The sequence below is a fragment of the Reyranella sp. genome, assembly GCF_965279465.1.
Classification (GTDB): domain Bacteria; phylum Pseudomonadota; class Alphaproteobacteria; order Reyranellales; family Reyranellaceae; genus Reyranella.
This window is the reverse complement of the sequence record NZ_OZ257242.1, coordinates 4,165,166-4,190,511: the sequence shown is the minus strand read 5'-3', so window position 1 is coordinate 4,190,511 and position 25,346 is coordinate 4,165,166. Positions and strand designations below refer to the sequence as shown.

Here is a 25,346-nt window from a genome sequence, read left to right as displayed (position 1 = left end):
TGCGCTCAGGACGACAGAGGAGGAGCTCATGCGGCCAGCCTCATCCGCGGTGGCTTCGCGGGTCGAGGATGTCGCGCAGGCCGTCGCCCAGCAGGTTGAAGCCGAGCACGCTGGCGTAGATGAACGCGCCCGGATAGACGGCGTACCACCACCAGTCGGGCAGGTAGCCGCGCGCGATCGAGATCATCGCGCCCCACTCCGGCGTCGGCGGTTTGGCACCCAGCCCGATGAAGCCCAGCGAGGCAACCGCGAGGATCGCCTGGCCGATGTCCATGCTCATCTTGACGATGATCGGCGAGATGCTGTTGGGCAGCACGTGCCGCCACAGGATGCGCAGACCGGGCGCGCCGGCGACGCGGGCGGCCTCGATGAACGGCTCGCCGCGGATCGAGAGCGCCTTGGATTCGGCGAGCCGCACGTAGCCCGGCCACCACACCAGCACCAGCGCGATCATGGCGTTGACGATGCCGGGCCCGAGTGCCGCGACCAGGGCGATCGCCAGCACGAGGCCGGGCACCGAGAGGAACAGGTCGGTGATCCGCATGATGGTCTCGCGCACCTTGCCGCCCGCGGTGCCGGCCAGGATGCCGAGCGGCACGCCGATCGCGGCGGCGGCGAAGGTGATGCCGATGCCGACCAGCAGCGACAGGCGCGCGCCGATGATGACCCGGGTCAGGATGTCGTTGCCGACCTCGTCGGTGCCGAACCAGTGCGCCGCACTGGGCGACTGCAGCTTGCCGGTCAGGTTGACCCCGCCGGCGACGTCATCCGGATAGGGCACGATCCACGGACCGAGCAGCGCCAGCAGCACGATTATCGCAACCAGGCCCAAGCCGAGCGAGGAGGCGAAGCTGCGGCGGAAATGCCAGGCGGCAAGCCGCATCCCGCGCGAGGCGGCCATCAGGCATCCCTCAGGCGCGGGTCGAGCACGCCGTACAGAAGGTCGACGACGAGATTCACCAGCATGAAATTCAGGCCGACGATCAGCGTCACGCCCATCACCGGCTTGAAGTCTCCGGCGATCGCGGAGGACACCGCGTAGAGCCCGATCCCCGGCCAGTCGAACACGGTCTCGACCAGCACCGTGCTGCTCATCATCCAGCCCCAGCGCAGGCCGATGATCGCGAGAGTCGGCAGCATGGCGTTCTTGAGCGCGTGCACCGTCACCAGCCGCCACGGCGCCACGCCGTGGGCGCGGGCGGAGGTGATGTAGTCGGCGCGCAACGACTCCACCATCTCGCTGCGGTTCACCCTCAGGATCGAGGCGAGGCAGGGCAGCGACAGCACCAGCGCCGGCAGGAGAATGTACGACAGCCCCTGCCAGAACAGCGCCCCGTCGCCGCGCAGCAGGGCGTCGATCAGCAGCATTCCGGTGATCGGGTCGCCCGGATCGGTCGACACGCCGATCCGGCCGCTGGTCGGCAGCCAGCCGAGCCAGACGGCGAAGCCGAGCTGCAGCAGCAGGCCGAACCAGAACGGCGGCAGCGCTATTCCCGACACGGCGAAGATTCGCGTGATGTGGTCGAGCCACTGGTCCTTGAACAGCGCCGAGAGCATGCCGAGCGAGATGCCGACGACGAGCCCGATCGCCATCGCCAAAAGGCAGAGTTCCAGGGTCGCAGGGAAATAGCGCGCGAGATCGCTGCCGACCGGACGGCCAGTGGCGATGCTGCGGCCGAAGTCGCCCCGCGCCAGATCGGTCACGTAGCGCAGGAACTGCTCGGGCAACGGCTTGTCGAGCCCGTACTCGCGCCGCGCCTGCTCGATCTGGGATCGTCCGGCATCGGGCCCCGCGGCCAATACCGCGGGATCCGAGGGCGCGACATTGGCGATGATGAAGGTGAGGCAGATCAGACCGAACAGCATCAGCCCTGCCAGCGCGAAGCGGCGCAGCAGGTAGGCGAACATCAGCCCTCGATCCACATCGGATAGAGGTCGACCTCGCCGGTGAACCAGATCGGGCTGAAGGCGAAGCCCTTCACGTAGTCGCGCATCGCCCAGGTGCGGTTGGGGATCATGCCGAAGATCTCCGGCTGGTCGGCCACGATGCGCTTCTGGATCTCGCCATATAGCGCCAGGCGCTTGTCCTTGTCGGTCATGCCGCGCGCCTCGCCGATCATCTTCCAGACCTCGGCGTTCTCGTAATGCGACATGCCGTAATAGAGGCCCCAGGAATCGCGGTGATACTGGTAGGCGACGGTGTCGGGATCGGTGGCGACCGGCGTCACATAGACCGAGATCATGTTGGGGCAGGTGTCGGGCTTGGAGCCGCGCGCGACCATGGTGGGCCATGGCTGGCCCACGATGTTCACCTTGATGTTCAGCGGCCGCAGGCTGTCGAGCAGCACCAGGCCGATGCGGCGCGCGTCCTCGAGGCCCTGGACATGGACGTACTCGAGCTCGATATCGCCGTTCGGCACCTTGCTCTCGGCGAGGAACTCCTTGGCCTTCTCGAGGTTCTTGCGCGGCATGTCGGGAACGGCAATGTAGCCCGCCATATCAGGCGGGAACGGGCTGGTCATCAGCCGCGCGCCGCCGTTGTGGATGGTGATCAGCGCCTCGTAGTCGAAGGCATAGGCGATCGCCTTGCGCAGGTTGATGTCCGCGGTCGGGCCGGTCTGGCAATTGAACTTGATCCCGAAGGTCGTCGAACCAGGATGATCCTCGGCGCGCACACCCGGCAGCTTGGCGAGCTGCGACATGTCATCGGGCGACATGTTGGCGATCACGTCCATCTCGCGCCGCTGCAGGCCGGCGCGACGCGGGGCGGCCTCGCGGACGATCCGGTAGATCACGCCGGAGAGCCGGTTGGCCTCGCCCATCGGCCAGCCCTTCCAGTAGTCGGGCACGGCGTCGAGGTGGATCAACGCGGTGGAATCGAAACGCTTCAGCTTGAACGGGCCGGAGCCGGCCTCGTTCTCGGTCAACCACTTCTTGCCGTAGTCGTTGTCGACGGTGTTGGCGGCCACCTGCTTGGGATTGACGATATACCACCACGGCACATAGGCGATGAACGGCTGGAACGGCCTGTCGAGCGTGAAGGTCACCGTCCGCGCATCGACCGCCTTGATGTTCTCCGGCTTGAGGAAATCCTTCAGCATCCAGGCGACGCCTGCATTGAGCTTCAGCCCGCGCTCGAAGGAGTAGCGTACGGCTTCTGCATCGAGCGGATCGCCGTTGTGGAACTTGGCATTGCCCACGAGGTGGAAGGTGTAGGTGAGGCCGTCCGGCGACTCCTCCCACTTCTCGGCCAGCCACGGAATCACGCGCGGTGGCGTGCCGGTGTATTTCAGCAGCCCGTCATAGACCGACTGCTGCATCATGCGCGTCGACCAGTCGTAGCGGATATGCGGATCGAGCACCGGCACCGCCTGGTTGCCCGAGAACACCATGATCTTGCGGTTGCCGTCCTTGTCGAATGCCCAGCTGATGCCGGGTGCCAGTGCCGGCAGGGCGGCGGCACCGTGAAGGAAGGTGCGGCGGGTGGTGGTCATCGTCATTTCGCTCCGCTCGGTGTCAGCTCACGTTGGCGCAAGGTTGCTTCGATGTCGATCCGTCCGTCGGCGGTCATCACGCAGCCGTAGTCGCGCGCGGCGCCCTCGGACGTGATGTAGCCGTTCTCGAGGTCGGCGGCGATGTCTTCCAGCGCGCGCTCGTGCGGCGGTCCGAAGCCCGAGCCGCCGGCGATGGTCGCATCGATCTCCAGCCGTTCGTCGGTCATGGTGACCGTCTCGCCGGTATTCACGTTGTGGACCGTGCCGTCCGGCCGCTTCACGAAGCCGACCGCGCCGCCGCCCGGCAGCCCGCCGAACAGGCCCTGCACATGGATGCCGTGGCCCTCCGGAAACAGCCCGACCGTTATCGGATCCTTCGAGGTCGCGAGCCGCCGCGCCCGCATGCGCTGGGCGAGGCCGCCGCGCCGCGTACCCGGCCCGCCGGTGTCGGCGACCAGCGATTTCTCGAGGATCACCACCGGCATGCGGCTCTCCAGCAACTCGACCGGCGTATTGGCGGCCGAGGTCGGGAACAGCAGGCCGGACTTGCCGTCCTGGCGCTGCGAGGCGCCCTGCCCTCCGCCCATGAAGAAATGGTCGGAGGCGACCCTGCCCTGCAGGTTTCGGCCGTAGAAGCCGAAGGCCTTGGGCATGCCCGTGAAGGCCTGCACCTTGTCCGGGATCGCGGGCGCCAGCGCGCGATAGAGGTTCGGCCCGATCCACCACGAGATCCGGGTGCGATAGGCGACCGCCGCCGGCGGATCGCAGTTCAGCGACGTGTGCGGCGCCGCCGTCACGGTGATCGGCGCGTAGCACCCGGCATTGCCGCGCACGTTGGGCGTCAGCATGCACTTCACCGGATAGCTCGAATGTGCCGCGGTGACGTTCATCGTGCAGTTCACGCCGCCGCGCGGCACCTCCGGCGGCGGGTCGACGTGCTCGATACGGATCGTGTCGTCCTTCTTGTGGACCCGCACCTTGAAGCGCAGCAGCTCGACCGCGCCGGGCCGCGCCTCGAGCTCGCTCTCGTAGACGCCGTCGGGCACCGCGCGGATCGCTGCCCGCGTCGCCGCCTCGCTGCGCGCCCGCACGACCGCGGCGAGTGCCGCGAGATCCTCCAGCCCGTACTCGGCCATGAAGGCGAGCAGCCGCTGGCCGCCCAGCGCATTGGCGGTGATCATCGACTGGATGTCGCCCAGCACCTGGTCGGGATTGCGCACGTTGCTGTGCAGCATGCGCAACAGCGACTTGTCGGGCTTGCCGGCCTCGTAGAGCTTCATCGGCGGGATCAGAACGCCCTCGTCGAACAGCTCGCGGACCACCGTCGAATCCTTCACGCCGCCGATGTCGCTCACGTGCCCGACCGTGCCCATCAGCGCGACCAGCCGGCCGTTGCTGAACACCGGGCTCACGAGGGCGATGTCGAACAGGTGCCCGGCGCAGAGCCACGGGTCGTTGGTCACCAGCACGTCGCCTTCCTGCAGCGTCTCGGGCGGGAAGTGCTCCAGCAACGCTTGCACGCAGCGCGTCAGCGTCAGGTTGAACAGCGGCATGGCGCGCGGGCTATGCGCCAGCGGGTTGCCCTTCGGGTCGAGGATCTCGTTGGCGAAGTCCTGGCTCTCCGAGATGATCAGCGAGTAGGCGGTGCGGCAGACCGTCTGCCACATCTCCTCGACGATCGAGATCAGGCGCGACCACATGATCTCGAGCCCGATCGGATCGGCCTCGATGCGTGCCTTGGCCGCCTCAAGCGACATGCCGGGCGTCACGATCGCCTGCGCGTTCTGCGCGGCGGCGACGGCGATGCGCAGGTTGCGCGAGGCATCGACCGTCAGGCTGTCGCCCGGTGCAATCACCGTCGTGGCCTCGCGCTCCTCGACGATCGCCGGGCCGGCAACGGTCTGGCCGGGCGCGAGCGCATAACGGTCGTAGACCGGCGTGTCGTGGAACCTGCCGTCGAAATAGGCGGGGCGATGGCCCTTGAGCGCCGCGCCGACCGCATTGCCGGCAACGGCACCGGACAGGGCGATCTGCGGCTCCGGGCTGCTGACGCGGACGCGGAACGACAGCACCTCGATCTCGGCGTCGTCGACCACGCGGGTGTAGAGCGTACGATAGGTCTCCGCGAAGGCCTCGGTCAGCGCCGGCAGGCTGTCGGCCGCGAGCGCCCCCTCGGGCAGTCGCACCATGATCTGGTGGAGCTGGCCGACGAGGCGCATCTCGGCGGTGCGCTCGACCTTCACATCGGCGTCGGCGACGCCGGCCGCGTGCAGGCGGCTGCGCGCCAGCGATTCGAGCTCGGCGAGATTGGCATTGGCCTGTGCCCAGTCGGTGCCCGCGCCGAGCGAGGTCAGCACGCTGCGCGACTGCTCGAAGGCCAAAGGTGCCGCAAGGAAGCCGAGCGCCGAGGCCGCTCCTGACGCTGGTGGAATCAGGACCTGCCCGATGCCCAGCACGCGCGCGACCCTCACGGCATGCGCCGGCCCCGCGCCGCCGAACGCCACCATGGCGTAGCGCCGCGGGTCTCTGCCCTTCTCGATCAGATGCACGCGGGCTGCACCGGCCATCGCCTCGCACACCACCGCGTGGATGCCAGCCGCGGTTTCGATCGCCGGCAGGCCGAGCTTCGCGCCGAGCCGCGCCAGCGCCGCTTCGGCCGCCGGCTTGTCGAGCGTCATGCTGCCGCCGAGGAAGAAGCCCGGGTCGTAGTAGCCCAGCAGCAGGTTGGCGTCGGTGACAGTCGCCTCCTCGCCGCCCTGGCCGTAGCAGGCCGGTCCGGGCGCCGCGCCGGCGCTGCGCGGACCGACCTTGAGCAGGCCGGTCTCGTCGAGGCCGGCGATCGAGCCGCCGCCGGCGCCGATCTCGATCATGTCGACCACCGGCGCCTTGATCGGCAGGCCCGAGCCGCGCCGGAAGCGGCGCACGCGGGCGGTCTCCATCATCGGCACGACCGCGGCGCGGCCGTTCTCGATCAGGCAGGATTTCGCCGTCGTGCCGCCCATGTCGAAGGCGATGGCGTCGGGCAGCCCGGCCTCGCGCGCGAACAGCACGGTGGCGAGCGCGCCGCCAGCCGGACCTGACTCGAGCAGGCGGATCGGGAAGGTGCGCGCGACTTCCGGTGCGCAAAGGCCGCCGTCGGACTGCATCAGCCGCAAGGTGCCGGCAAAGCCCTGCGCGTCGAGCTCGCGCAGCAGGCGGCCGATGTAGCGATCCATCAGCGGCTGCACGAAGGCGTTGGCGCAGGTCGTGGCGAGCCGCTCGTATTCGCGGATCTCCGGTGCCACTTCCGACGACAGGCTGATGGATACGTTGGGGAAAGCCTCGCGCAGGATGCGGCCGGCGGCCTGCTCGTGCGCCGGATTGGCGTAGCTGTGCAGGAAGCACACCGCGATCGCCGAGCAGCCGTCGGCGACCAGCCGCGTGCCTTCGGCCAGCACTGCCGCCTCGTCGAGCGGCTCGAGCACGCGGCCGTCGTAGGCGAGGCGCTCGCCGATCTCGAGACGGCGATGCCGCGGCACCAGCGGATCGGGAAACTTCAGGAACAGGTCGTAGATGTCGTAGCGCTGCTCGATGCCGAGCTCGAGCACGTCGCGGAAGCCGCGCGTCGTCAGCAGCCCGAGCCGCGCGCCGCGCCCCTCGATCAGCGCGTTCGTGACCAAGGTTGTGCCGTGCAGCAGCTCGCCGATGTCAGCCACGGCGATGCCGGCCGCCGCGCAGATGCTGCGAATACCGTCGAGCGCACCATCGGCCGGATCCTCCGGCGTGGTCAGGCACTTGTGCAGCGAAATGCCGCCCGTCGTCGCATCCAGCAGCACGAAATCGGTGAAGGTGCCGCCGATGTCGAAGCCGAGCCGATAGCGTGCGGTAGATGGATCGATAGCCATGGGTTTCACCTTCCGAACGCCGTCACGCAAATCCTATGCCGCGGCAATCGCGCTGGGAGCGCGGCTCTCCAGAGCCGCTCTTCTTCAGATCGCCACATCCCATGAGCGGCTCTGGAGAGCCGCGCTCCCAGCATTCATGGCCTCAATCTCGCACTACCCCACTCCCAGTCGGCGGGAGCTCTTGCCAGCCCGGCCTTCACAGGATTGTTGTCGATGTAGCTGACCGCCGCGTTGAAATGATTCTCGTTCCGAATGAAGCGATCCCAGCAGTCCCCCTGCCAGAATGTCCCTGACTGTCCGAGCAACCGATTAGCCTGCCGCGCGGTAAATTTCTTCCACGATCCGACGATGTCACTCAGCGAAGCACCCGACGAGACGCCAAGCAGTGCATGGACGTGATTCGGCATGATCGTCCAGGCATGCAGACGATAGCGCTCGCCATCGAAGGCGAAGAGGGACTGCTCGACGACTTCCGCGACATCCGTCCGGCCTAACCAGCAAGCTCCTGAACCTTGATCGAGCGCCTCGTCTCGCAGGCTTTCCGGTCGATCGGACAGTCGTATCCGTTCGAGGGCTTCCTGCGGCAGGCTATCGGCCAACCGATAGGTCACGAATTGGACAACGTCCTGCGAGTCGAAGTGCGGCAGATACCCGCGCGAATGCCAGCCCTTGAATTGCATATGACAATGCTACCAAACAAGAACGGGCTCCAGAAAGGATAGTGACGGCTGGGAGCGCGGCTCTCCAAAGCCGCTCATGGGGTATGACAATCTGAAGAAGAGCGGCTCTGGAGAGCCGCGCTCCCGGCACACTACCCGCCATGCAGGTGGTCGAACAGGAAGACGCGGTCGTTGGGGGACAGGCGGGCGGACAGGGGGACGACCTTGCCGTTGAGGGCGGCGGCGTAGACGTCGTGCTGGGCGCCCATCTGGACCGCGAGGTCCTCGACGGTGGCGGCGTCGGCGACCTGCAGGACCATCGAGCCCGCGCCACTTGGCGCGAAGCGTCGGAGGTTGCCCCACAGGGTGACGCTGACCTGCATCAGTCGCCGTCCTTCAATCGGGCAAGCGCGATCTTCTCGGCGGTGATCGGCAGCGCCTGGATACGCACGCCCGTGGCGGCGGCGATGGCGTTGGCGATCGCGGCCGGCGGCTGGATGCAGGGCGGCTCGCCGACGCCCTTGGCGCCGTAAGGGCCGTTGACGCTGGGCTTCTCGATCAGGATGCATTCGACCCGCGGCATGTCCATCATGGTCGGCATCTTGTAGTCGGTCAGGTTGGCGTTCAGCACGCGGCCGCCGTCGTAGACGATCTCCTCGCTCAGCGCCTGGCCGATGCCCTGCGCCACGCCGCCCTCGATCTGGCCCTCGATGTAGGTCGGGTTGATCGCGAAGCCGACGTCCTGCGCCACCACGTAGCGATTGATCGTGACCTCGCCGGTGACCTCGTCCACCGAGAGGTCGACCGCATGGGTATGGAAGCTGTGGCTGGTCCACGCCGGCGACGGATGATTCTTCACCCGCGTGGGGTCGAAGGTCGGCATCGGATGGATGAACGTGCCGTGCGAGATCAGCCCGCCGCCGGTCCGCTGCGACAGGCCTGCCACCTCGGCCAGCGACAGGCGGTTGTTGCCGCTCACCACGCCCTTGCCCTCGAGCCGGACCGACTCGGGCGCGACGTTCCACAGCGGCGCCACCAGCTCGCCGATCTGGCGCCGCAGGTCCTTCGCGGCCGCGATACAGGCATTGCCCACCGAGAAGGCCGTGCGGCTGCCCTGCGCGCCGTAGTCGTAGGGCGAGAGGTGCGTGTCGACATCGGTCGCATTGATGTCGCTGAGGTCGACACCGAGCTCCTCGGCGAGGATCTGGGCCGCGCCGGTCATCGCGCCCGTGCCGATCTCGACCGCGCCGCTCACCAAGGTGACCGTGCCGTCCGGGTTGATCTTGACATAGACGCCGGACGAGCCGCCGGTCGTCAGCCACCACGAGCAGGCGAGCCCCTTGCCGCGGCCAGGGCCGGGCTTGCGATCCTTCCAGCCGATCGCATCGGCGGCCCGGCGCAGCGACTCCTCGATCGAGACGCTGGTCACCGTGTCGCCGGCCGGTCCCGCGTCGCCTTCTCGATAGACATTGCGCAGCCGGAACTCGAGCGGATCGATGCCGAGGTCGTCGGCGATCAGGTCGATCTGCGATTCGACGGCGAAGTTGCCCATCGGGCCGGCCGGCGCGCGGAACGATCCGGTCGAGCCCTTGTTGGTGTAGACGGCAACGCTTTCGTACGAGAAGTGGGGCGTGCGATACGGTCCGGCCAGCATCTGCAGGGCGAGCGCTGCCGTCCCCGGCCCGGAATTGGCGTAGGCGCCGCAATCCAGCAGCACCTTACCTTCGCGCGCGATCAGCAGGCCGTCCTTGCTCACGCCGGTCTTGAGCGTGATCACGGTCGGTTGGCGCGGATAGGCGTCGGTCAGCTCCTCCTCGCTCGTCGTCGTCACCTTGACCGGCCGCTTCGACTTGCGTGCCAGCCAGGCGGCGAAATGCTCGACACCGACCCGCAGCTTGCCGCCGAAGCCGCCGCCGATGCCCGGCACGACCACCCTCACCTTGCTCGCGGGCAGGTCGAGCACCTCGGCCAGCATGTTCTTCATGTCGAAGGGCAGCTGGGTGTTGCACCAGACGCTGACATCGCCATTGCCGTCCCAGCTCGCGATCGCCGTGCGTGGCTCGGTGTAGCCGGGATGGACGTGCTGTGTCGTGAAGCGATGCTCGTAGACGCGATGGCACGCGGCGAAGCCCGCCTCGAGGTCGCCGACAGCGATCGAGGAGCGGCCAGAGATGTTGCCTTCGCGGTCGAAAACCGGCAGCGCCTGGTAGTCGCTCCAGCCGGCGTGGACCTGCGGCGCGCCGGGCTTCAGCGCGTCCTCCATGTCGAACACGGCCGGTAGCGGTTCGTACGCGATCTCGATGGCGCGTACCGCGGCCTCGGCGATCTCCAGGCTGGTCGCGGCGACCGCCGCGATCGCCTCCCCGCGGAAACGCACGACATCCGACGCGAAGACCGGACGGTCCTTGATCGCGGTGCCGAAAAGGATCTGCGGGATGTCCTTCGCCGTCAGGATCGTGCGCACGCCGGGCAGCGCCAGCGCCTTGGTCAGGTCGAGCCGCACGATGCGGGCATGCGCCTCGCTGCTGCGCAGGATCTTGCCGAACAGCATGCCGGGCAGCGCGAAGTCGGAGGCATAGACGTGCTTGCCAGTGACCTTGCCGATGCCGTCGATGCGCTTCAGCCGCTTGCCGGCGACGCGGCGTTCATGGGTGCTCATGACGCCCTCCTCGCCGTCTCGGGCCACGAATTCATCTGGCGCGCCGCGGCGATCACCGCATCCACGATCTTCTGGTAGCCGGTGCAGCGGCACAGCGTGCCCGACAAGGCCTCGCGCACCTCGGCCTCGCTCGGCACGCGGCCGGGGCGCTCGTCGAGGAACGACTTGGCGGTCAGGATCATGCCCGGGATGCAGTAGCCGCACTGCACCGCGCCATGTTCGATGAAGGCTGCCTGCAGCGGATGGAGATGCTCGGGGTCGCCCAGCCCCTCGATGGTGACGATCGAGCGGCCGCGCGCCTGCTCGGCGAGCAGGATGCAGGAATTGACCGCCTTGCCGTCGAGCAGCACGGTGCAGACGCCGCACTCGGCCTCGAGGCAGTTCGCCTTGGTGCCGGTCATGCCGAGCTCCTGGCGCAGCACATGCAGCAGCGACCAGTGCGGCTCGACCATCAGCTGATGGCTCTCGCCGTTGATCGTGAGGTCGAGCGCCTGACGCGTCATGCTTCACCTCCTGCGATACGATCCGCGCAAGCGAGGAGCGCGCGTTCGACCAGCGTCGCGACCAGCAGCTTGCGGTAGCGCGCGGAGGCGCGCACATCGTCGATCGGCGCGACCGCGTCGGCAGCGATCCGCCCGGCCTCGCGGAACGCGGCGGCGCCCTGCTTCTCGACCAGCGCTTCCGCGTCCGGCATGCGCACCGTGCGCGAGGCCGCGGCACCGATCGCGATCCGCGCCTTGCCGCCGCGCACGAGGTGAGCCGCGACGCAGATCACCGAGATCTCCATCGCCTTCCGCCGGCCGGCCTTGAGGAACCAGGTCGCGCTCTCTGCCGGCGGCTTGTCGAAACCCACTGCCGTCAGGATCTCCTCGGGCCGCCGGTCGGTGCGGCCGCGCTCCACCAGGAAACGGTCCAGCGGCATCGAGCGCGTGCCGGCCGCGCCACGCAGTTCGACCGTCGCGTCCAGCGCGAGCAGCACCGGCACGAGATCGGCCGCCGGCGAGGCGTTGACGATGTTGCCGCCAACGGTCGCGATGTTGCGCACCTGCCGGCCACCGATCACGGCCGAGGCCTGCGTCAGCGCGGTGAGAGTCGTCTGGAAGCCGGGATGGTTGACGACCGCCTCGTGCGTCGCCATCGCGCCGATCACATACCCGGTCGGCGTCTCGCCGATCGTGTCGAGCCCAAGCCCGGCCAGGCTGATCAGGTGCTTCGGTGCGATCCGCCCCCGGTTGATCTGGATGAGGAGGTCCGTCCCGCCCGCCAGAAATCGTGCAGCGTCGCCCTGCTCGCGCGCGAAGGCGATCGCCGCGTCAAGGCTTTCGGGCCGGTGGAATGCAAAGCTCATCGATTATCCTGAGGCCGCAAGATGGGCCTGAGGCCGTAAGAAGGGCTGGGAGCGCGGCATGAGCGTTCAAGCCTAGAGACGACGAATGAAGTCTCGCACGGTGCGGAGGAACTTGGCGTTCTCTTCCCGCATCAGGCGGTGGCCGCTGTCCTCGAACACCACCTGCTCGGCCCCGGGGATGCCGTTCATGATCTCCTCGGACGCATCGGGCGGCGCGATCCTGTCGTGGCGGCCCGTAAGGACGAGAGTCGGCACGGTGATACCGCCGAGCCGCGATCTCACGTCGTAGGTGTGCCGGTCGCGGGCAAAGAACCAGTTCAACATGTCGATGTCGGCGATCGGCCTGAAGCCGCCCGGGGGCGATCGTTCCGGATCGTATTCATAGAATGGCGCGAGAGCCGTGAACACGCGCTCGAGGTCCTGGACGGATCGCACGGTCCCGGTCCTGAGGCGCGCCAGGGCGTCGCGCTGCTCGGGCGATGCGATGGCATGCAGGCGCGAAAGGCCGCGCTCGAAGGCTTCGTTGCTCGCCGCCGTCGCGCAGGGGATGAGCGCGGCCACGCTGTCCGGGTAGGTCGCGGCATAGGTGAGCGCCAGCATCCCGCCGAAAGACATGCCGAACACCACGATGCGCCCGAGGCCCAGCGTCTTGCGCAGAGCCTCCAGATCATCGGCCATGTTGGCCAGCGTGCATGTCTCCACGGGCGGGCGCGAGGAGCGGCCATTGCCGCGATGGTCGACGAGGATCAGCTGCGTGATACCCTCCATCGGTGTAAGCCATGGCACGAATTGCGAATGGTCGATGCCCGGCCCCCCGTGGAGGGCGACCATGACGGGCTTGTCGACCAGCTCGCCGCCGCGGGGCGCAAGCACGGAACCGTAAACGTCGAAGAACAGTTCCACGCCGTTGACCGCGATACGCATCGCTCAGCCTGCCTTGCCTCGGGTCAGCACGGAGTCCTGGAAGCCCCTCCGGATCTCATCGTCCGGTGCGTGCATCGAACAATGATGGTGCCATATCTTCCAGACCGGATTTCCCGCGCCGTCGTCGCGGATCAGCACCTCGGTCTCGCGGACCCTGAACCATCTGTCCGGGGTGCCCGGCGGGAGCTGCCCGCCCGGCTTCGCGACGCGGCGGATGAGGGCCTCGTGAGAGACCCACGCCATGTCGCCGCGGATCTCGATCCGCATGTCGATGACGTCCAGCTGCGGCAGGCCGTAGTCGCGGCCGATCAGCTCCCAGAGCTGGGTCAGCTCGTCGACCGACCGGTAGGTGTGCCCATTGAGGTTGTACTGCAGGAGCTTGTCGCCCGACGCGAAGCACGCGCGCATGCGGGGAATGTCGAGGTCGGTGTTCGCGGCCCACCACTCGTCGTGGATGCGCCGGACCTCGGCGATATCCTGTTCCATCGTCGGCTGGCTCACGGTCGCGGCGCTCATGGCTTCACCCGCGGCCAGACGTCCTTGCCGAGGGCAACCAGCGTTTGCTCGGCGGTCGTGCCCTCGCAGGGCAGCGGCATGACGATGAACCCGTCGGCGCCGGCGGCCTGCAGGTCCCTCATGTGCTGCGCCACCTCCTCCGGCGAGCCGGCCAGCGTGAAGGCGTCGACGTGCCGGTCGGTGACCAGCGGCAGCAGCGGTGTATAGGGTGCGGCACCCTCGGCGTAACGTACGTTGGCGAAGGGCGCGATCTGCTCGTCCGTCAGAAGCAGGCCCTGCTTCTCGGCGGTCATGAACTTCAGCCGGCCCGCCGCCAGCATGCGCGCCACGCCGAGCCGCACGCCGTCGCGTGCCTTCTTGCCATCGGGCGAGACGCAGGCGTTGAGGCGCAGCATCACCTTCACCGCGGAAGGATCGCGGCCCTTGCGTTTGGCACCCTCGGCCAGGATGGCGCGAAAGGCCGTGAGCTCCTCGACATTGCCGCAGCCTTCCATGATCGCGCCGTCGGCGAAGCCGCCGGTCACCCGCTGACCGAGCGGGCCGTTGCTCGCGACATAGATCGGGACGTCGGCGCGCACCGGCTTGAACGAGAGCTTGCCGTCGTGGAACGACACGACGTCGCCCTTGTAGTCGAGCACCTCGCCCTTCAGCAGGACTCGCACGACCTCGATCATCTCGCGGATCGCGACAGCCGGCTTCCGGCGCACGATGCCGAGTTCGGGGAAACCGGAGATGCCGGCGCCGATGCCGAGGATGGCGCGCTGGTTGGAGATCTCGTCGAGGGTGGCGATCGCCATCGCCGTCAGCGCCGGGTGGCGCGCGAACGGGTCGGTGACACAGGTGCCGAGCTTCACCGTCGTGGTGTGCTGGGCCAGGATCGCCAGCGTCGAGTAGACCTCGCGGTAGAAGCGCTCGTCGGCGACCCACAAGGCGTCGTAGCCGTTCGCCTCGGCAAGCCTGGCGCGCTCGACCATCTGGGAGATCGGCACGTTGCCCAGCATCAACAGTTCGAGAGACATCGACAACGGCTCCTTACGCGGCTTCGTTCCAGGACGGCGCCGAGAACGCGGCGAAGCGCGGCGCCGCCCAGTGCTCGTCGTCGAATTTCATGCCGATCTCGCAGCCGGCCCGCATCAGCAGCGTGACGATGCGCGACTTCTCGTTGGCCGAGATCATGGCCGCGGAATAGGAGATGCACAGCGCGACCCGCTCGCCGCTCTCGCGGTCGTCAACGCACACGGCGATCGATTCGACGCCCGGGAGGATCTCGTCGGTCGCCTGCGACCAGCCCTTCTCGCGCACCGTCGCGAGCGCGGCGAAGAGATCATCGATCGTCTGCGGCGCATTGGGCGAGGGCGGTTGCCAAGGCGTGGGATAAAGCGCGCGCACGGCCTCATCGTCGAGGCGGGCCAGCATCGCCCGGCCGGTCGAGGAGCAAAAGGCCGGCAGCCGATCGCCCGGCGAGGTCACGACCCGCAGTGGCTTGCTACCCGGCCGCATGCGCAGGCCGAGCACCTCGATGCAGTCGAGCATCGCGATGTATCCGGTGTGGCCCGTCGCCTTGACGATCTGCGCCAATGCCTCGTCAGCGGCAACGCTCAGCGTCGAATGGGCGCGATGACGACGCGAGGTCTCGAAGATCAGATTGCCCACCGAGTAGCCAGCGCCGAGCTCGGTGACAGCCAGAAGGCCTGCCTCGGCCATCCCCTTCAACAACCGGGACGACGAGCTTTTGGGCAGGGCGAGAAGCTGGGAAACCTCGGTAACGGACAACACGCTGCGATCCGGCGTGAAAAGCCGGAGGACCTTCGCGACATTATCGACAGAATTCATTGGCGAACTTTCTGGGTTCCATTTTTGGAACGCTATATGGGTTTTATTGGAACAGCAAGAATCGTAAATGGCCCGAATTGTGCAAGTCGCCTCCCGTCTTGCGCCACGCTGTTCCGAAAATATGAACACTGATTGACAATACTGGAACAGTATGGACTGAATGTGTCGGGGCTTGGAGGGATAGGACAATGGGCATCACGTCGGATCGGCGCACTTTCCTGAAACTTTCGTCGGGGGCCGGCGCGGCGGCGCTCGGCGGCATCGGCGCGCTGCCGGTGCAGGCGCAGGCCAGCTCGACGCTGACCGTCGCCTGGGACACCGACATCGACAGCCTCGATCCGCATGTCTTCAAGTCGGTCGGCGGCTATGCCGTGCAGTGCAATCTCTACGATCCGGTCGTTGGCTGGAAGGTGCGGCCGGTCGAAGGCAGCAAGGGCGTGTCGCGCTCCTTCCCCAACGAGTTCGAGGGCAGCATCGCCGAATCCTGGACCTTCGAGCGCGACGGCGCGACGATCGTGCTCAAGATCCGGCCGGGCATGAAGTTCCCGAGCGGCCGGCCGGTCGATTCCGCGGCGCTCAAATACTCGCTCGACCGCGCGCTGCAGTCGCCCGGCTACATGCGGTTCATCATGCCGCGCATGCTCCAGGTCACCAAGCCGGAGGAGATCGTGGTGCGCGATCCGATGACGATCGCGCTCGACATGAAGGGCCCGACGCCGCAGCCGATGGTGCTGAACTTCCTGTCGCTGATGACCATCACCGCGCTCGATCCCGAGTTGATCAAGCCGAACGCGACCGAGAAGGACCCGTGGGCGGCCGAGTGGGCCAAGCGCAACGCGGTCGGCTCCGGCCCCTATACGCTCGTCACGAACACGCCGGGCGTCGAAGTCGTGCTCGAGGCGCGCAAGGACCACTGGCGCGGCACCCCGCAGTTCCAGAAGATCGTGCTGAAGTTCGTGCCAAACGAGGCCGACCGCGTGCTCCTGCTCAAGCGCAAGGCAATCGACCTGGTGATCGGCCGGCCCGGCCTGTCGCCGCGCAACATCAAGACGTTCGAGAACGAGAAGGACTTCCGCATCGTCACGGTGCCGGACACGACCTGCCACTGGCTGGCGATGAACCAGACCAAGGCGCCGCTCGACAACGTCAAGGTGCGCCAGGCGATCAACTACGCCATCCCGGTCGCCGCGATCGTGCCCAACGTGCTGATGGGCTACGGCTCGGCGATGAAGTCGCCGGTGCCGGCGCTGACGCCCGGCCACGACGGCAGCCTCTCGCCCTACAAGTTCGATCTCGACAAGGCGAAGGCGCTGATGAAGGAAGCCGGCGTCACCACGCCGGTCACCCTCGACCTTGCGGTGCGCATCGGCTGGCAGCCGCACGAGGAAGCCGCCGTGTGGATCCAGCGCGAGCTCGAGAAGATCGGTTTCAAGATCAACATCACGCGCCAGACCGACGCCACCTTCCGCCAGCTGGCGACCAAGGGCGACATGCAGCTCTCGATCGAGACCTGGCAGTCATGGGTCAACGACCCGTTCTTCCACATGGTGCCATTGTTCCATTCGACCTCGAAGGGCACCAACACGGCGTTCTACAGCAACCCGGCCCTCGACAAGATCCTCGACGAGAACTACCACGAGCCCAACGCCGAGAAGCGCCTGGCCGCCGCCAAGGCCGCGCAGAAGATCGTCATCGACGACGCGGTCTGGGGCATGCTCTGGTACGACAACTGGACCCGCGTGATGCGCAACGACATCGTCGGCGTCGAGAAGCGCTGGGACACCTTCGACCGTTTCACGTCGCTCAAGACCGGCTAGGCCGGCAGCCAGCACAGTGGGCTTTTTCGGTTATTTCCTGCGCCGGCTGTCTCTCGTCATCCCGACCCTGCTGGGCGTGACCATCATCACGTTCACCCTCACCTACGTCCTGCCCGGCAATCCGGCGGTCGTGAAGGCAGGACCGCTGGTCTCGCCCGAGGTGGTGAAGGAGCTGGAGAAGGAGATGGGCCTCGACCAGCCGGCCTGGGTGCAATATTGGCGCTACATCTCGGGCGTCGCGCGCGGCGATCTCGGCCAGAGCGCGTCGACCGGACGTCCGGTGCTGGAGGATTTCCGGCAGCGCCTGCCGGCGACCTTCGAGCTCACCCTGGCGAGCCTGCTGATCGCCCTCGCCGTCGGCATCCCGCTCGGCGTGCAGTCGGCAGTGCATCGCGACACCGCGATCGACCATATCGGGCGCATCGTCGGCGTCGCGGGCGTCGCCATGCCGACCTTCTGGACCGGGCTGCTGGGTCTATACCTCTTCTTCTATCTGCTGGGCGTCGCGCCGCCGCCGCTCGGGCGCCTCGGCTCCGGCATCGAGCCGCCGACGGCGATCACCGGGCTGTATGTCATCGACAGCCTTCTGACCGGCAACTGGAAGGCGCTCGGCTCGTCCCTGCACCAGCTCATGCTGCCGGCGATCACACTCGGTCTCAGCGTCATGGCGCCGATCGCCCGCATGGTGCGCTCGACCATGCTCGAGATCCTCGAGTCCGACTACATCAAGTCCGCCTGGGCCGCCGGCATCCCGCGCCGCCAGGTGATCTACGGCGATGCGCTGAAGAACGCGCTGATCCCGGTCATCACCATCCTGGGCATCGTGTTCGGCTTCCTGATGGCCGGCAACGCGGTGGTCGAGAGCGTGTTCGCCTGGCCCGGCATCGGCAACTATGCGATCACCTCGCTGATGACCAAGGACTCCGGGCCGATCCAGTCCTTCGTCCTGTTCGTCGCCGTGCTTTACGTAGCCGTGAACTTCGTCATCGACATGGTCTACGGCTTGATCGACCCGCGCATCCGGCTCGACTGATGGCCGACGCCGCCGAAACGCCGATCCCCTTGATGAACCCCACCTCGGCCACGCTGCGCCTGGTCTGGCTGCGCGTCAGGCGCAACTGGCTGTCGACGATCGCGCTCGCCATCATCGTGGCGATGATCCTGGCAGCCCTGGGCGCCGACTTCATCGCGCCTTACGACCCCGACGCGACCGACCCCGAGGCCGCCCTGCAATCGATGTCGTGGCGCCACTGGCTCGGCACCGACATCTACGGCCGTGACCTGCTCTCGCGCATCATCCATGCGGCGCGGGTCGACCTCACGGTGGCGTTCGGCGCGACCGCGGTCGCGCTGGTGATCGGCTCGGCGATCGGCGCGATCGCGGGGCACTATCGTGGTCTGGTCGACCTGATCATCATGCGCTGCGTCGATTCGGTGATGGCCTTCCCCGCCTTCATCCTGGCGATGGCGATCACGGCGGCGCTCGGCAACAGCGTCGGCAACGTGCTGCTCGCCATCGCGATCACGCAGATTCCCAACTATCTCCGCCTGATCCGCGGCGAGATCTTCCGCATCCGGGAGATGGAGTACGCCGATGCCGCGCGGGTCGTCGGCAATCCGGCGTGGCGCATCATGTTCATCCACCTGCTGCCCAACTGCCTGCCGCCGATCATCGTGCAGGCGACCCTCGCGATGGGCTACGCGCTGCTCACCATGTCGGCGCTGTCCTTCATCGGCCTCGGCATCCAGCCGCCGCAAAGCGAATGGGGCTCGATGACCGCCGAGGGCGCGCAATTCATCGTCAGCGGCGAATGGTGGCTGTTCCTGTTCCCCGGCCTCGCCATCGTGATCATGGTGCTGGCCTTCAACCTGGTCGGCGACGGATTGCGCGACTTCCTCGATCCGCGCATGCGGGGCGTGCGATGAGCGCCCCCTCTGTCGTCGGCTCGTCGGTCGTCGACGTTCGCGAGCTCAGCGTCCGCTTCGCGAGCGACCGTGGTGAGATCGAAGCGGTCGACGCCGCGAGCTTCGACGTGCGCGAGGGCGAGATCCTCGGCCTCGTGGGCGAGTCGGGCTCGGGCAAGACCGTGACCGCGACGGCGCTCCTGCGGCTGATCCGCAAGCCCGGCCGCCAGACCGGCGGCAGCATCCTGTTCGACGGCCGCGACCTGGCGCAGCTCTCCGAGGACGAGCTGCAGCAGATCCGCGGCGCCAGTATCGCGATGATCTCGCAGACGCCGCGGACCTCGCTCAATCCGCTGATCACCGTCGGCGCGCAGGTCGCCCGTCTTTTCCAGCTGCATGCCGGCCTGTCGCCGGCCGACAGCCGCAAGCGCGCGCTCGAGATGCTAACCTTGGTCGGCATTCCCGAGCCGGAACGACGGGCGCGCCAGTATGCCCACCAGTTCTCCGGCGGCATGTGCCAGAGGGTGATGATCGCCATGGCGCTCACCACCTCGCCACGGCTGCTGATCGCCGACGAGCCGACGACCGGCCTCGACGTCTCGACCGCGGCCCGCATCCTCGACCTGCTGCGCGAGCTGGGCGCGCGGACCGGCGCCTCGATCCTGCTGATCACCCACGATCTCGGCGTGGTCGCCACGACCTGCCAGAGGGTCGCCGTCATGCACGCCGGACAGGTCGTCGAGGTCGCGCCGGTGCGCTCGCTGTTCCGGCACCCGGCGCATCCCTACACACGCGCGCTGGTGCGCTCGATTCCGCGCATCGACCGCGAGATCGTCATGGAGCCGGTGCCGGGATCCGTGCCGTCGCTGCTCAATCCGCCGGCAGGCTGCCGCTATGCCGGGCGCTGCCCCTGGGTGGAGGATCGTTGCCGGCGGCAGAAGCCCATGATGACGCCCGTGGCGCCGGAACATTTCGTCGCCTGCTTTGCCGTGGAGGATGGTCGTGCCGCCCCTGTGTGAGGTCGCCGATCTCAAGACGCACTTCCCGCTGCGCGGACCCGCGGCCTGGCTGCGTGCGTTCAAGGACGGCAAGCCCCCGATGGTGCGCGCCGTCGACGGCGTGTCGTTCACGATCGAGACGGGCGAGACGGTCGGGCTGGTGGGCGAATCGGGTTGCGGCAAGTCGACAGTCGCGCGGACTCTCGTGCGGCTGGTGCCGCCGACGGCGGGCAGCATCCGGTTCGACGGCGAGGAAATCGCGACGCTGAGCGACTCCGGCTTCAACAAGGTCCGGCCCGACCTGCAGATGGTCTTCCAGGACCCGACCGCGTCGCTCAATCCGCGGCTCAGCGTGCGCCGCATGGTCGGCGAACCGCTCAAGCTGCACACGCAGATGAGCACCGCCGAGCGCCGCGAGCGCACCGACGCGGTGCTCGAGGAGGTCGGTCTCGGCGCCGACCTCGCCGACCGTTACGCCCACGAGCTGTCGGGCGGCCAGCGCCAGCGCGTGAACATCGCCCGCGCGCTGGTGACCAATCCCCGCCTGCTGGTGCTCGACGAGCCGACCTCCGCGCTCGACGTCTCGTTGCGCGCGCGTGTGATCCTGCTGCTCGAGGAGCTGCGCCAGCGGCACGGCCTCTCCTATCTCTTCATCTCGCACGACCTGGCAACGGTGCGTTACCTCGCCTCGCGGGTGGCCGTGATGTATCTCGGCGTGATCGTCGAGGAAGCGCCGGCCGGCGAGCTGTTCGACCATCCGACCCATCCCTACACGCGCGCGCTGCTCGCGGCGGTGCCGGTGCCCGATCCCGATGCGCAGCGCGATCCGTTCGTGCTGTCGGGCGAGATCCCGAGCCCGATCGACATCCCGGCCGGCTGCCGGCTGCGCGCGCGCTGTCCGATGGCCCAGCCGGTCTGCGCCGAGCCGGTCCCGTATCGCGAGGTGGCGCCCGGCCATTTCGCGGCGTGCCACCTGGTCTGATCGGCAATCGAAGGAGGAGAACCGATGACGGTCGTTCGCTATGTGCTGGTGAAGGTGAGGCCCGGCGTCTCGCTCGACGAGTTCGAGAAATTCGAGCGCGAGGTCGACTACGTGAAGGCCGCGCAGAACCCGTCGATCGTGAGCTACCGAACCCACCGCATCGAGGATTTCGACCCCGGCCTCGAGGGCGGCCCGTGGGACTTCATGGAGCGTATCGAGGTCACCAGCCAGGCCGAGTATGAGAAGCAAGCCGCGTCGGGCAGCAAGGAGTTCCTCGACCTGCTCTACAGCAAGTGGCTCGACCGTTCGAAGACGGTCGCGATCTGGTCGGAACTGATCGAGCCGTAGGAGACGCACAATGGCCATCGTGAGATATGTGTTCGCCGCGCTGAAGCCCGGCGTCGACCCCGAAGCCTACGAGCGCTACGAGCGCGAGGTCGACTATGCCGTCGCGGCGAAGATGAAGACGATCGTCTCCTACCGCACGCACCGGCTGACCAGCGTCGTCCGAACCCTGGAAGGCGGCCCGTGGGACTATCTCGAGCGCATCGAGATCACTGACCGTGCCGCGTATGACGCGGAGATCAAGACGGTCGGCGCCGACCTGATCAACGAGCTCTACGAGAAGTATCTCGACAAGTCGAAGACCAGGTCGGTCTGGACCGTTCTCGTCGATCCGTGAGCGAGATCGCCGTCCTCGCCGGCAAGGTCGCGCTGGTCACCGGCTCCTCGTCCGGTGCCGGCGTCGCGATCGCGCTCGAGCTGGCGCGTCACGGGGCCAGAGTCGCCGTCCATTGCCGCTCGGCAATCGACGAGGCCGTGGCCGTGGCGTGCCGCATCCGGAAGAACGGCGGCGAGGCAGCGGCCTTCAAGGCCGACCTCGCCCACGCCGAGGCGTGCGCCACACTCGTCGACGAGGTCGAGCAGGCGCTGGGGCCGATCTCCGTGCTGGTGAACAATGCCGGCCCGTTTGCCGACGCGCCGTTCCGCACCCTGGCGTCCTCGGCCTGGGACCGGGTGATGTCGGCCAACCTGCGGGCGCCGTACCTGCTCGCGCAGAAGGTCGTGCCGGGAATGGAGCGGCTGGGATGGGGCCGCATCGTCAATCTCGGCGCCACCTCCGGCTTCGTGCGGACCCACTCCGTCTATGGCCTCGCCAAGGCCGCCCTGCTGCATCTTACCGAAAGCCTCGCGCTCGAGCTGGCGCCCACGATCACCGTCAATGCCGTCGTACCGAGCCAGATCGCCAGCGCGCGGACCGACACGATGCCGGCCTACAAGGCCGCCGCGATCGACGGCACGCCGCTCGGCCGGCTGGTCACCGAGGAGGAGATCGGCCGGATGGTCGCGCTGCTTTGCTCGGCGGATTTCGACTTCGTCACCGGCCGCTCGATCGTCATGGACGGCGGCCGCACCCTGCCCCGCTTCCCGCGCCTCAACATTCCCGACGGTTGAACGTTGAGAATATGCCAACAAGATTCAGACTGCCACCAAGCCACCTTCAGCCAGCTTGATGGCTGAAGAGCGAATACCTATAGTCTACCCGGAGAAAAATGGAGCGTGCCGTGGCTGAGCCTCAACTGTCCGTTCGTAGCGCCAAAGCGCGTGACCTCGCTCACCGACTTGCCCGGCGCGAAAGGCGCTCGATTGCCGAGATCGTCGAACGAGCTCTCGAAGCCTATGAAATTCGTGAAACCGGACGCGAGCCTGCCTCTTCCTTCTACGCGCGACTGTCGCGTGACTATGGGACGGACATCGATCTCGACACCGTCATCCGCAAGGCTCGGCGCATTAATCCCGGGCCGAAGCTTTGATCTTTGTCGATACCAACGTGCTCTCAGAAACGCTGCGGAAGGCGCCGGACCCGAGGGTTCTGGCTTGGCTCGCCCAGCACGACGCCGAACTGGCCTTGCCGACGGTGACGATCGCCGAAGTGGCGTTCGGTATTCAAAAGATACTGCCAGATCAACGCGCGAAGAGGCTACAGAAGGGACTTTCCGACTGGAGGCATCGCTTCGCCGACAGGATCTTTGGACTAACCGAGGAAGCCGCTCTCGCTTACGGCGAGATCATGGCCGCAGCCTCGCGTCGAGGCACCGGGATGTCGGCGCCGGATGGCATGATCGCAGCCATCACGCGGGTCACTGGGGGCCGACTTGCCACACGCAATCTCCGTGATTTCCAATCAACGGGACTCGATCTCGTTTCGCCATGGGATTCCTAACGAGGCTCTGCCTCGGACCAACAAGATGTGTAGCATGTCACTACGCCCAGCCTCGTCGTCCTGAGCGGAGCGAAGGACCTCACCGAGTGATCAGACACGGACCGCGTCGCTGGCGGGAGGTCCTTCGCCGCGCGAAGGACGACAGAGGAGAGGCCTCGTCAACCTCGGAAAGTTGACGCGTTTGGATGCAGTTTCGCCGCTCAAGCAGGCTGGCGGACGCGAGCGAAGCGAAACCGTGCACCGGACCGAACGCATTATTGGAACAGCTCTTGCACAATTCGCTGCAGGGAACATCCGAAGGAAATAGGATATGGTCGATACCTCGAACACGCGCGATCGTTTCGTCACACGGCGCGGCCTCCTGAAAGCAGGCACTGCGGTCGGACTTGCTTCCGCCGCCCTCATCCCTTCGGCACGGGCGCAGGCCGCCTCGACGTTCGTGTTCGCCAATCCGGTCGAGTACGACACGCTCGATCCGCACACCGTCTTCGACTACAGCCGCGTCGCCACGCGGCTCAATTTCTATGACGGGCTGTATCGCTGGCTCGACAATCCGCCGAAGCTCACACCGTGGCTGGCCGAGAGCCACACCGTGTCGGACAACGGCCTGGTCTATCGCTTCAAGCTCAGGGCAAACGCCAAGTTTCACGACGGCAGCCCGGTAACGGCCGAGGATGTCGTCTACACGATGGAGCGCACGCTCGGCATCAACAAGGGTCCGGCCGTGCTGTTCAGCGCGATCATCAAGCCGGGCAGCACCAAGGCGATCGACGCCAGCACCGTCGAGTTCACACTGACCCGGCCGTCGGCGGCCTTCATGTCGACGGTGCCCGAGATCCATGTCGTCAACTCGAAGCTCCTCAAGGCCAACACCAAGGGCGATGACTGGGGCCAGCCATGGCTGTCGAGCAATGTTGCGGGGTCTGGTTCCTACAAGCTCGAGCGCTACGATCCGGCGGTCGGCGTCATCGGCGTGCGCAACCCTGACCATTTCATGCCGTGGCCAGCCAAGTACGTCGATCGCATCGACCTGCGCACCGTTCGCGAGCAGTCGACGCAGGTGCTCGGCCTGATCAAGGGCGACTATCATTCGCTCGACGGCTTCCTGCCGGCCGATGCGCTCGATCGCCTGCGCAAGGCCAACACCGTGCAAATCATCGAGCAGCCCTCGATGCGGCTGTTCATCCTGCACCTCAACAACCAGCGCGCACCGCTGAACGATGTCCATGTCCGCCGCGCGATCAGCATGGCGTTCGACTACAAGGGCTTCATCACCGACATCCTGAAGGACACCGCGGTGCGCAATCCCGCGCCGGTGCCGGCCAACCTCTGGGGCTATCCCAAGGACGTGAAAGGCTGGGACTACGACATCGACAAGGCCAAGGCCGAGCTGGCGAAGGCCGCGGTGAAGATCGACCGCCCGCTGGAGATCCACACGCTCGTCGGCCTGTCGCAGACCGAGCAGGCCGGCCAGATCATGCAGGCCGGGCTGCGCAAGCTCGGCATCGAGAGCAAGATCGTCGCCGAGACCTGGCCGACGCTGTCGGGCAAGGCGCGCAACAACGAGACGACGCCGGATATCTGGACCAACTGGATCTCGACGCTCTACGCCGATCCGCAGAACTGGGTCGGCGAGATGTACGACAGCAGGAACTGGGGCAACTGGAAGACCGGCTCCTACTACAAGAACCCGAAGGTCGACGCCCTGATCGAGAAGGCCGTCACCTCGACGGATCAGTCGGTGCGCGATGCTGCCTATCAAGAGGCATCGCGCATCGTCGTCGACGAGGCGGCCAGCGTGTTCATCTACAATACCAAGTGGTACGGGCCGTTCGCCAAGCGCGTGCAGAATGTCCGCTTCTGCCCCGTCGGCAACGGCCAGGACTTCCGCTGGCTCAATCTCGGCTAAGGAGAAAGCGGCCGTCAGATGAGCAATGGGAAAGGCGGAGCGTGAGACCTTTCGATTCTCTCGGACCGCCGGGAGCGCGGCTCTCCAGAGCCGCTCATATACGATGGTTGCGCCATTCCATGAGCGGCTCTGGAGAGCCGCGCTCCCAGCGCTACGAAGAGTCACACGCGCTCGGGCTGATGTCAGCCCTGCCC

General features: G+C 67.0%; 24 protein-coding genes. 11 read left to right on the top strand and 13 right to left on the bottom strand.

Annotation, left to right across the window (positions count from 1 at the left end; translation table 11 throughout):
• Positions 1–40 precede the first annotated feature (40 nt).
• The 13 genes from ACQY8M_RS20415 to ACQY8M_RS20355 form a co-directional block, all read right to left on the bottom strand.
• The gene (locus ACQY8M_RS20415) at positions 41–901 is read right to left on the bottom strand and encodes an ABC transporter permease (RefSeq protein ID WP_428658848.1); all 861 of its coding nucleotides are present in this window, start codon (positions 899–901) and stop codon (positions 41–43) included.
• Positions 901–1,908: an ABC transporter permease gene (locus ACQY8M_RS20410; RefSeq protein ID WP_428658845.1), complete on the bottom strand. Its 1,008-nt coding sequence runs from the start codon at positions 1,906–1,908 to the stop codon at positions 901–903. Before ACQY8M_RS20410 ends, ACQY8M_RS20415 begins: the two co-directional genes overlap by 1 nt.
• The gene (locus ACQY8M_RS20405; RefSeq protein ID WP_428658842.1) at positions 1,908–3,494 is read right to left on the bottom strand and encodes an ABC transporter substrate-binding protein; all 1,587 of its coding nucleotides are present in this window, start codon (positions 3,492–3,494) and stop codon (positions 1,908–1,910) included. Before ACQY8M_RS20405 ends, ACQY8M_RS20410 begins: the two co-directional genes overlap by 1 nt.
• 2 nt (positions 3,495–3,496) lie before the next feature.
• Entirely contained in the window at positions 3,497–7,378 is a 3,882-nt protein-coding gene (locus tag ACQY8M_RS20400; protein ID WP_428658839.1) for a hydantoinase B/oxoprolinase family protein, read from the bottom strand.
• A gap of 134 nt (positions 7,379–7,512) precedes the next feature.
• The gene (locus ACQY8M_RS20395; protein ID WP_428658837.1) at positions 7,513–8,058 is read right to left on the bottom strand and encodes an REP-associated tyrosine transposase; all 546 of its coding nucleotides are present in this window, start codon (positions 8,056–8,058) and stop codon (positions 7,513–7,515) included.
• Positions 8,059–8,189: 131 nt separating this feature from the next.
• Positions 8,190–8,420 (bottom strand): MoaD/ThiS family protein, encoded by a 231-nt coding sequence (locus ACQY8M_RS20390; RefSeq protein WP_428658834.1) that lies wholly within the window; start codon positions 8,418–8,420, stop codon positions 8,190–8,192.
• Positions 8,420–10,696 (bottom strand): xanthine dehydrogenase family protein molybdopterin-binding subunit, encoded by a 2,277-nt coding sequence (locus ACQY8M_RS20385; protein ID WP_428658831.1) that lies wholly within the window; start codon positions 10,694–10,696, stop codon positions 8,420–8,422. The genes ACQY8M_RS20390 and ACQY8M_RS20385 overlap by 1 nt, the downstream gene beginning before the upstream one ends.
• A complete protein-coding gene (locus ACQY8M_RS20380; protein ID WP_428658828.1) occupies positions 10,693–11,199 on the bottom strand; it encodes a (2Fe-2S)-binding protein in 507 nt (168 codons plus the stop codon). The genes ACQY8M_RS20385 and ACQY8M_RS20380 overlap by 4 nt, the downstream gene beginning before the upstream one ends.
• On the bottom strand, positions 11,196–12,044 hold the full coding sequence (locus ACQY8M_RS20375; RefSeq protein ID WP_428658825.1) for an FAD binding domain-containing protein: 849 nt from the start codon (positions 12,042–12,044) through the stop codon (positions 11,196–11,198). The genes ACQY8M_RS20380 and ACQY8M_RS20375 overlap by 4 nt, the downstream gene beginning before the upstream one ends.
• A 72-nt stretch (positions 12,045–12,116) precedes the next feature.
• Positions 12,117–12,968, bottom strand: coding sequence for an alpha/beta fold hydrolase (locus ACQY8M_RS20370; RefSeq protein ID WP_428658822.1), 852 nt, complete (start codon positions 12,966–12,968; stop codon positions 12,117–12,119).
• A gap of 3 nt (positions 12,969–12,971) precedes the next feature.
• Entirely contained in the window at positions 12,972–13,484 is a 513-nt protein-coding gene (locus ACQY8M_RS20365) for a YybH family protein (RefSeq protein WP_428658819.1), read from the bottom strand.
• Complete coding sequence (locus ACQY8M_RS20360) at positions 13,481–14,503, bottom strand: LLM class flavin-dependent oxidoreductase (protein ID WP_428658816.1); 1,023 nt, start codon at positions 14,501–14,503, stop codon at positions 13,481–13,483. The genes ACQY8M_RS20365 and ACQY8M_RS20360 overlap by 4 nt, the downstream gene beginning before the upstream one ends.
• A gap of 13 nt (positions 14,504–14,516) precedes the next feature.
• Positions 14,517–15,317, bottom strand: a complete 801-nt coding sequence (locus tag ACQY8M_RS20355; protein WP_428658814.1) for an IclR family transcriptional regulator — start codon at positions 15,315–15,317, stop codon at positions 14,517–14,519.
• 188 nt (positions 15,318–15,505) lie between these two features.
• Here ACQY8M_RS20355 and ACQY8M_RS20350 point away from each other — a divergent pair, with 188 nt between their 5' ends.
• From ACQY8M_RS20350 to ACQY8M_RS20300, 11 genes are all read left to right on the top strand, one after another.
• On the top strand, positions 15,506–17,134 hold the full coding sequence (locus ACQY8M_RS20350; protein WP_428658811.1) for an ABC transporter substrate-binding protein: 1,629 nt from the start codon (positions 15,506–15,508) through the stop codon (positions 17,132–17,134).
• 16 nt (positions 17,135–17,150) lie between these two features.
• Positions 17,151–18,167, top strand: coding sequence for an ABC transporter permease (locus ACQY8M_RS20345; protein WP_428658809.1), 1,017 nt, complete (start codon positions 17,151–17,153; stop codon positions 18,165–18,167).
• Positions 18,167–19,060, top strand: a complete 894-nt coding sequence (locus ACQY8M_RS20340; protein WP_428658806.1) for an ABC transporter permease — start codon at positions 18,167–18,169, stop codon at positions 19,058–19,060. Before ACQY8M_RS20345 ends, ACQY8M_RS20340 begins: the two co-directional genes overlap by 1 nt.
• Positions 19,057–20,058 carry an ABC transporter ATP-binding protein gene (locus ACQY8M_RS20335; RefSeq protein WP_428658803.1) on the top strand — a complete coding sequence of 334 codons (1,002 nt, stop codon included), beginning with the start codon at positions 19,057–19,059 and terminating at the stop codon, positions 20,056–20,058. Before ACQY8M_RS20340 ends, ACQY8M_RS20335 begins: the two co-directional genes overlap by 4 nt.
• Positions 20,036–21,019, top strand: a complete 984-nt coding sequence (locus ACQY8M_RS20330) for an ABC transporter ATP-binding protein (protein WP_428658801.1) — start codon at positions 20,036–20,038, stop codon at positions 21,017–21,019. Before ACQY8M_RS20335 ends, ACQY8M_RS20330 begins: the two co-directional genes overlap by 23 nt.
• Before the next feature lie 24 nt (positions 21,020–21,043).
• On the top strand, positions 21,044–21,367 hold the full coding sequence (locus ACQY8M_RS20325; RefSeq protein ID WP_428658799.1) for a hypothetical protein: 324 nt from the start codon (positions 21,044–21,046) through the stop codon (positions 21,365–21,367).
• Between the two features lie 10 nt (positions 21,368–21,377).
• Complete coding sequence (locus tag ACQY8M_RS20320) at positions 21,378–21,701, top strand: hypothetical protein (protein WP_428658796.1); 324 nt, start codon at positions 21,378–21,380, stop codon at positions 21,699–21,701.
• A complete protein-coding gene (locus ACQY8M_RS20315; protein ID WP_428658794.1) occupies positions 21,698–22,474 on the top strand; it encodes an SDR family NAD(P)-dependent oxidoreductase in 777 nt (258 codons plus the stop codon). Before ACQY8M_RS20320 ends, ACQY8M_RS20315 begins: the two co-directional genes overlap by 4 nt.
• A 110-nt stretch (positions 22,475–22,584) precedes the next feature.
• Entirely contained in the window at positions 22,585–22,833 is a 249-nt protein-coding gene (locus tag ACQY8M_RS20310) for a type II toxin-antitoxin system VapB family antitoxin (protein ID WP_428675413.1), read from the top strand.
• Positions 22,830–23,243 (top strand): type II toxin-antitoxin system VapC family toxin, encoded by a 414-nt coding sequence (locus tag ACQY8M_RS20305; protein WP_428658792.1) that lies wholly within the window; start codon positions 22,830–22,832, stop codon positions 23,241–23,243. The genes ACQY8M_RS20310 and ACQY8M_RS20305 overlap by 4 nt, the downstream gene beginning before the upstream one ends.
• 310 nt (positions 23,244–23,553) lie before the next feature.
• Positions 23,554–25,152 carry an ABC transporter substrate-binding protein gene (locus tag ACQY8M_RS20300; RefSeq protein ID WP_428658790.1) on the top strand — a complete coding sequence of 533 codons (1,599 nt, stop codon included), beginning with the start codon at positions 23,554–23,556 and terminating at the stop codon, positions 25,150–25,152.
• Positions 25,153–25,346: the final 194 nt, after the last annotated feature.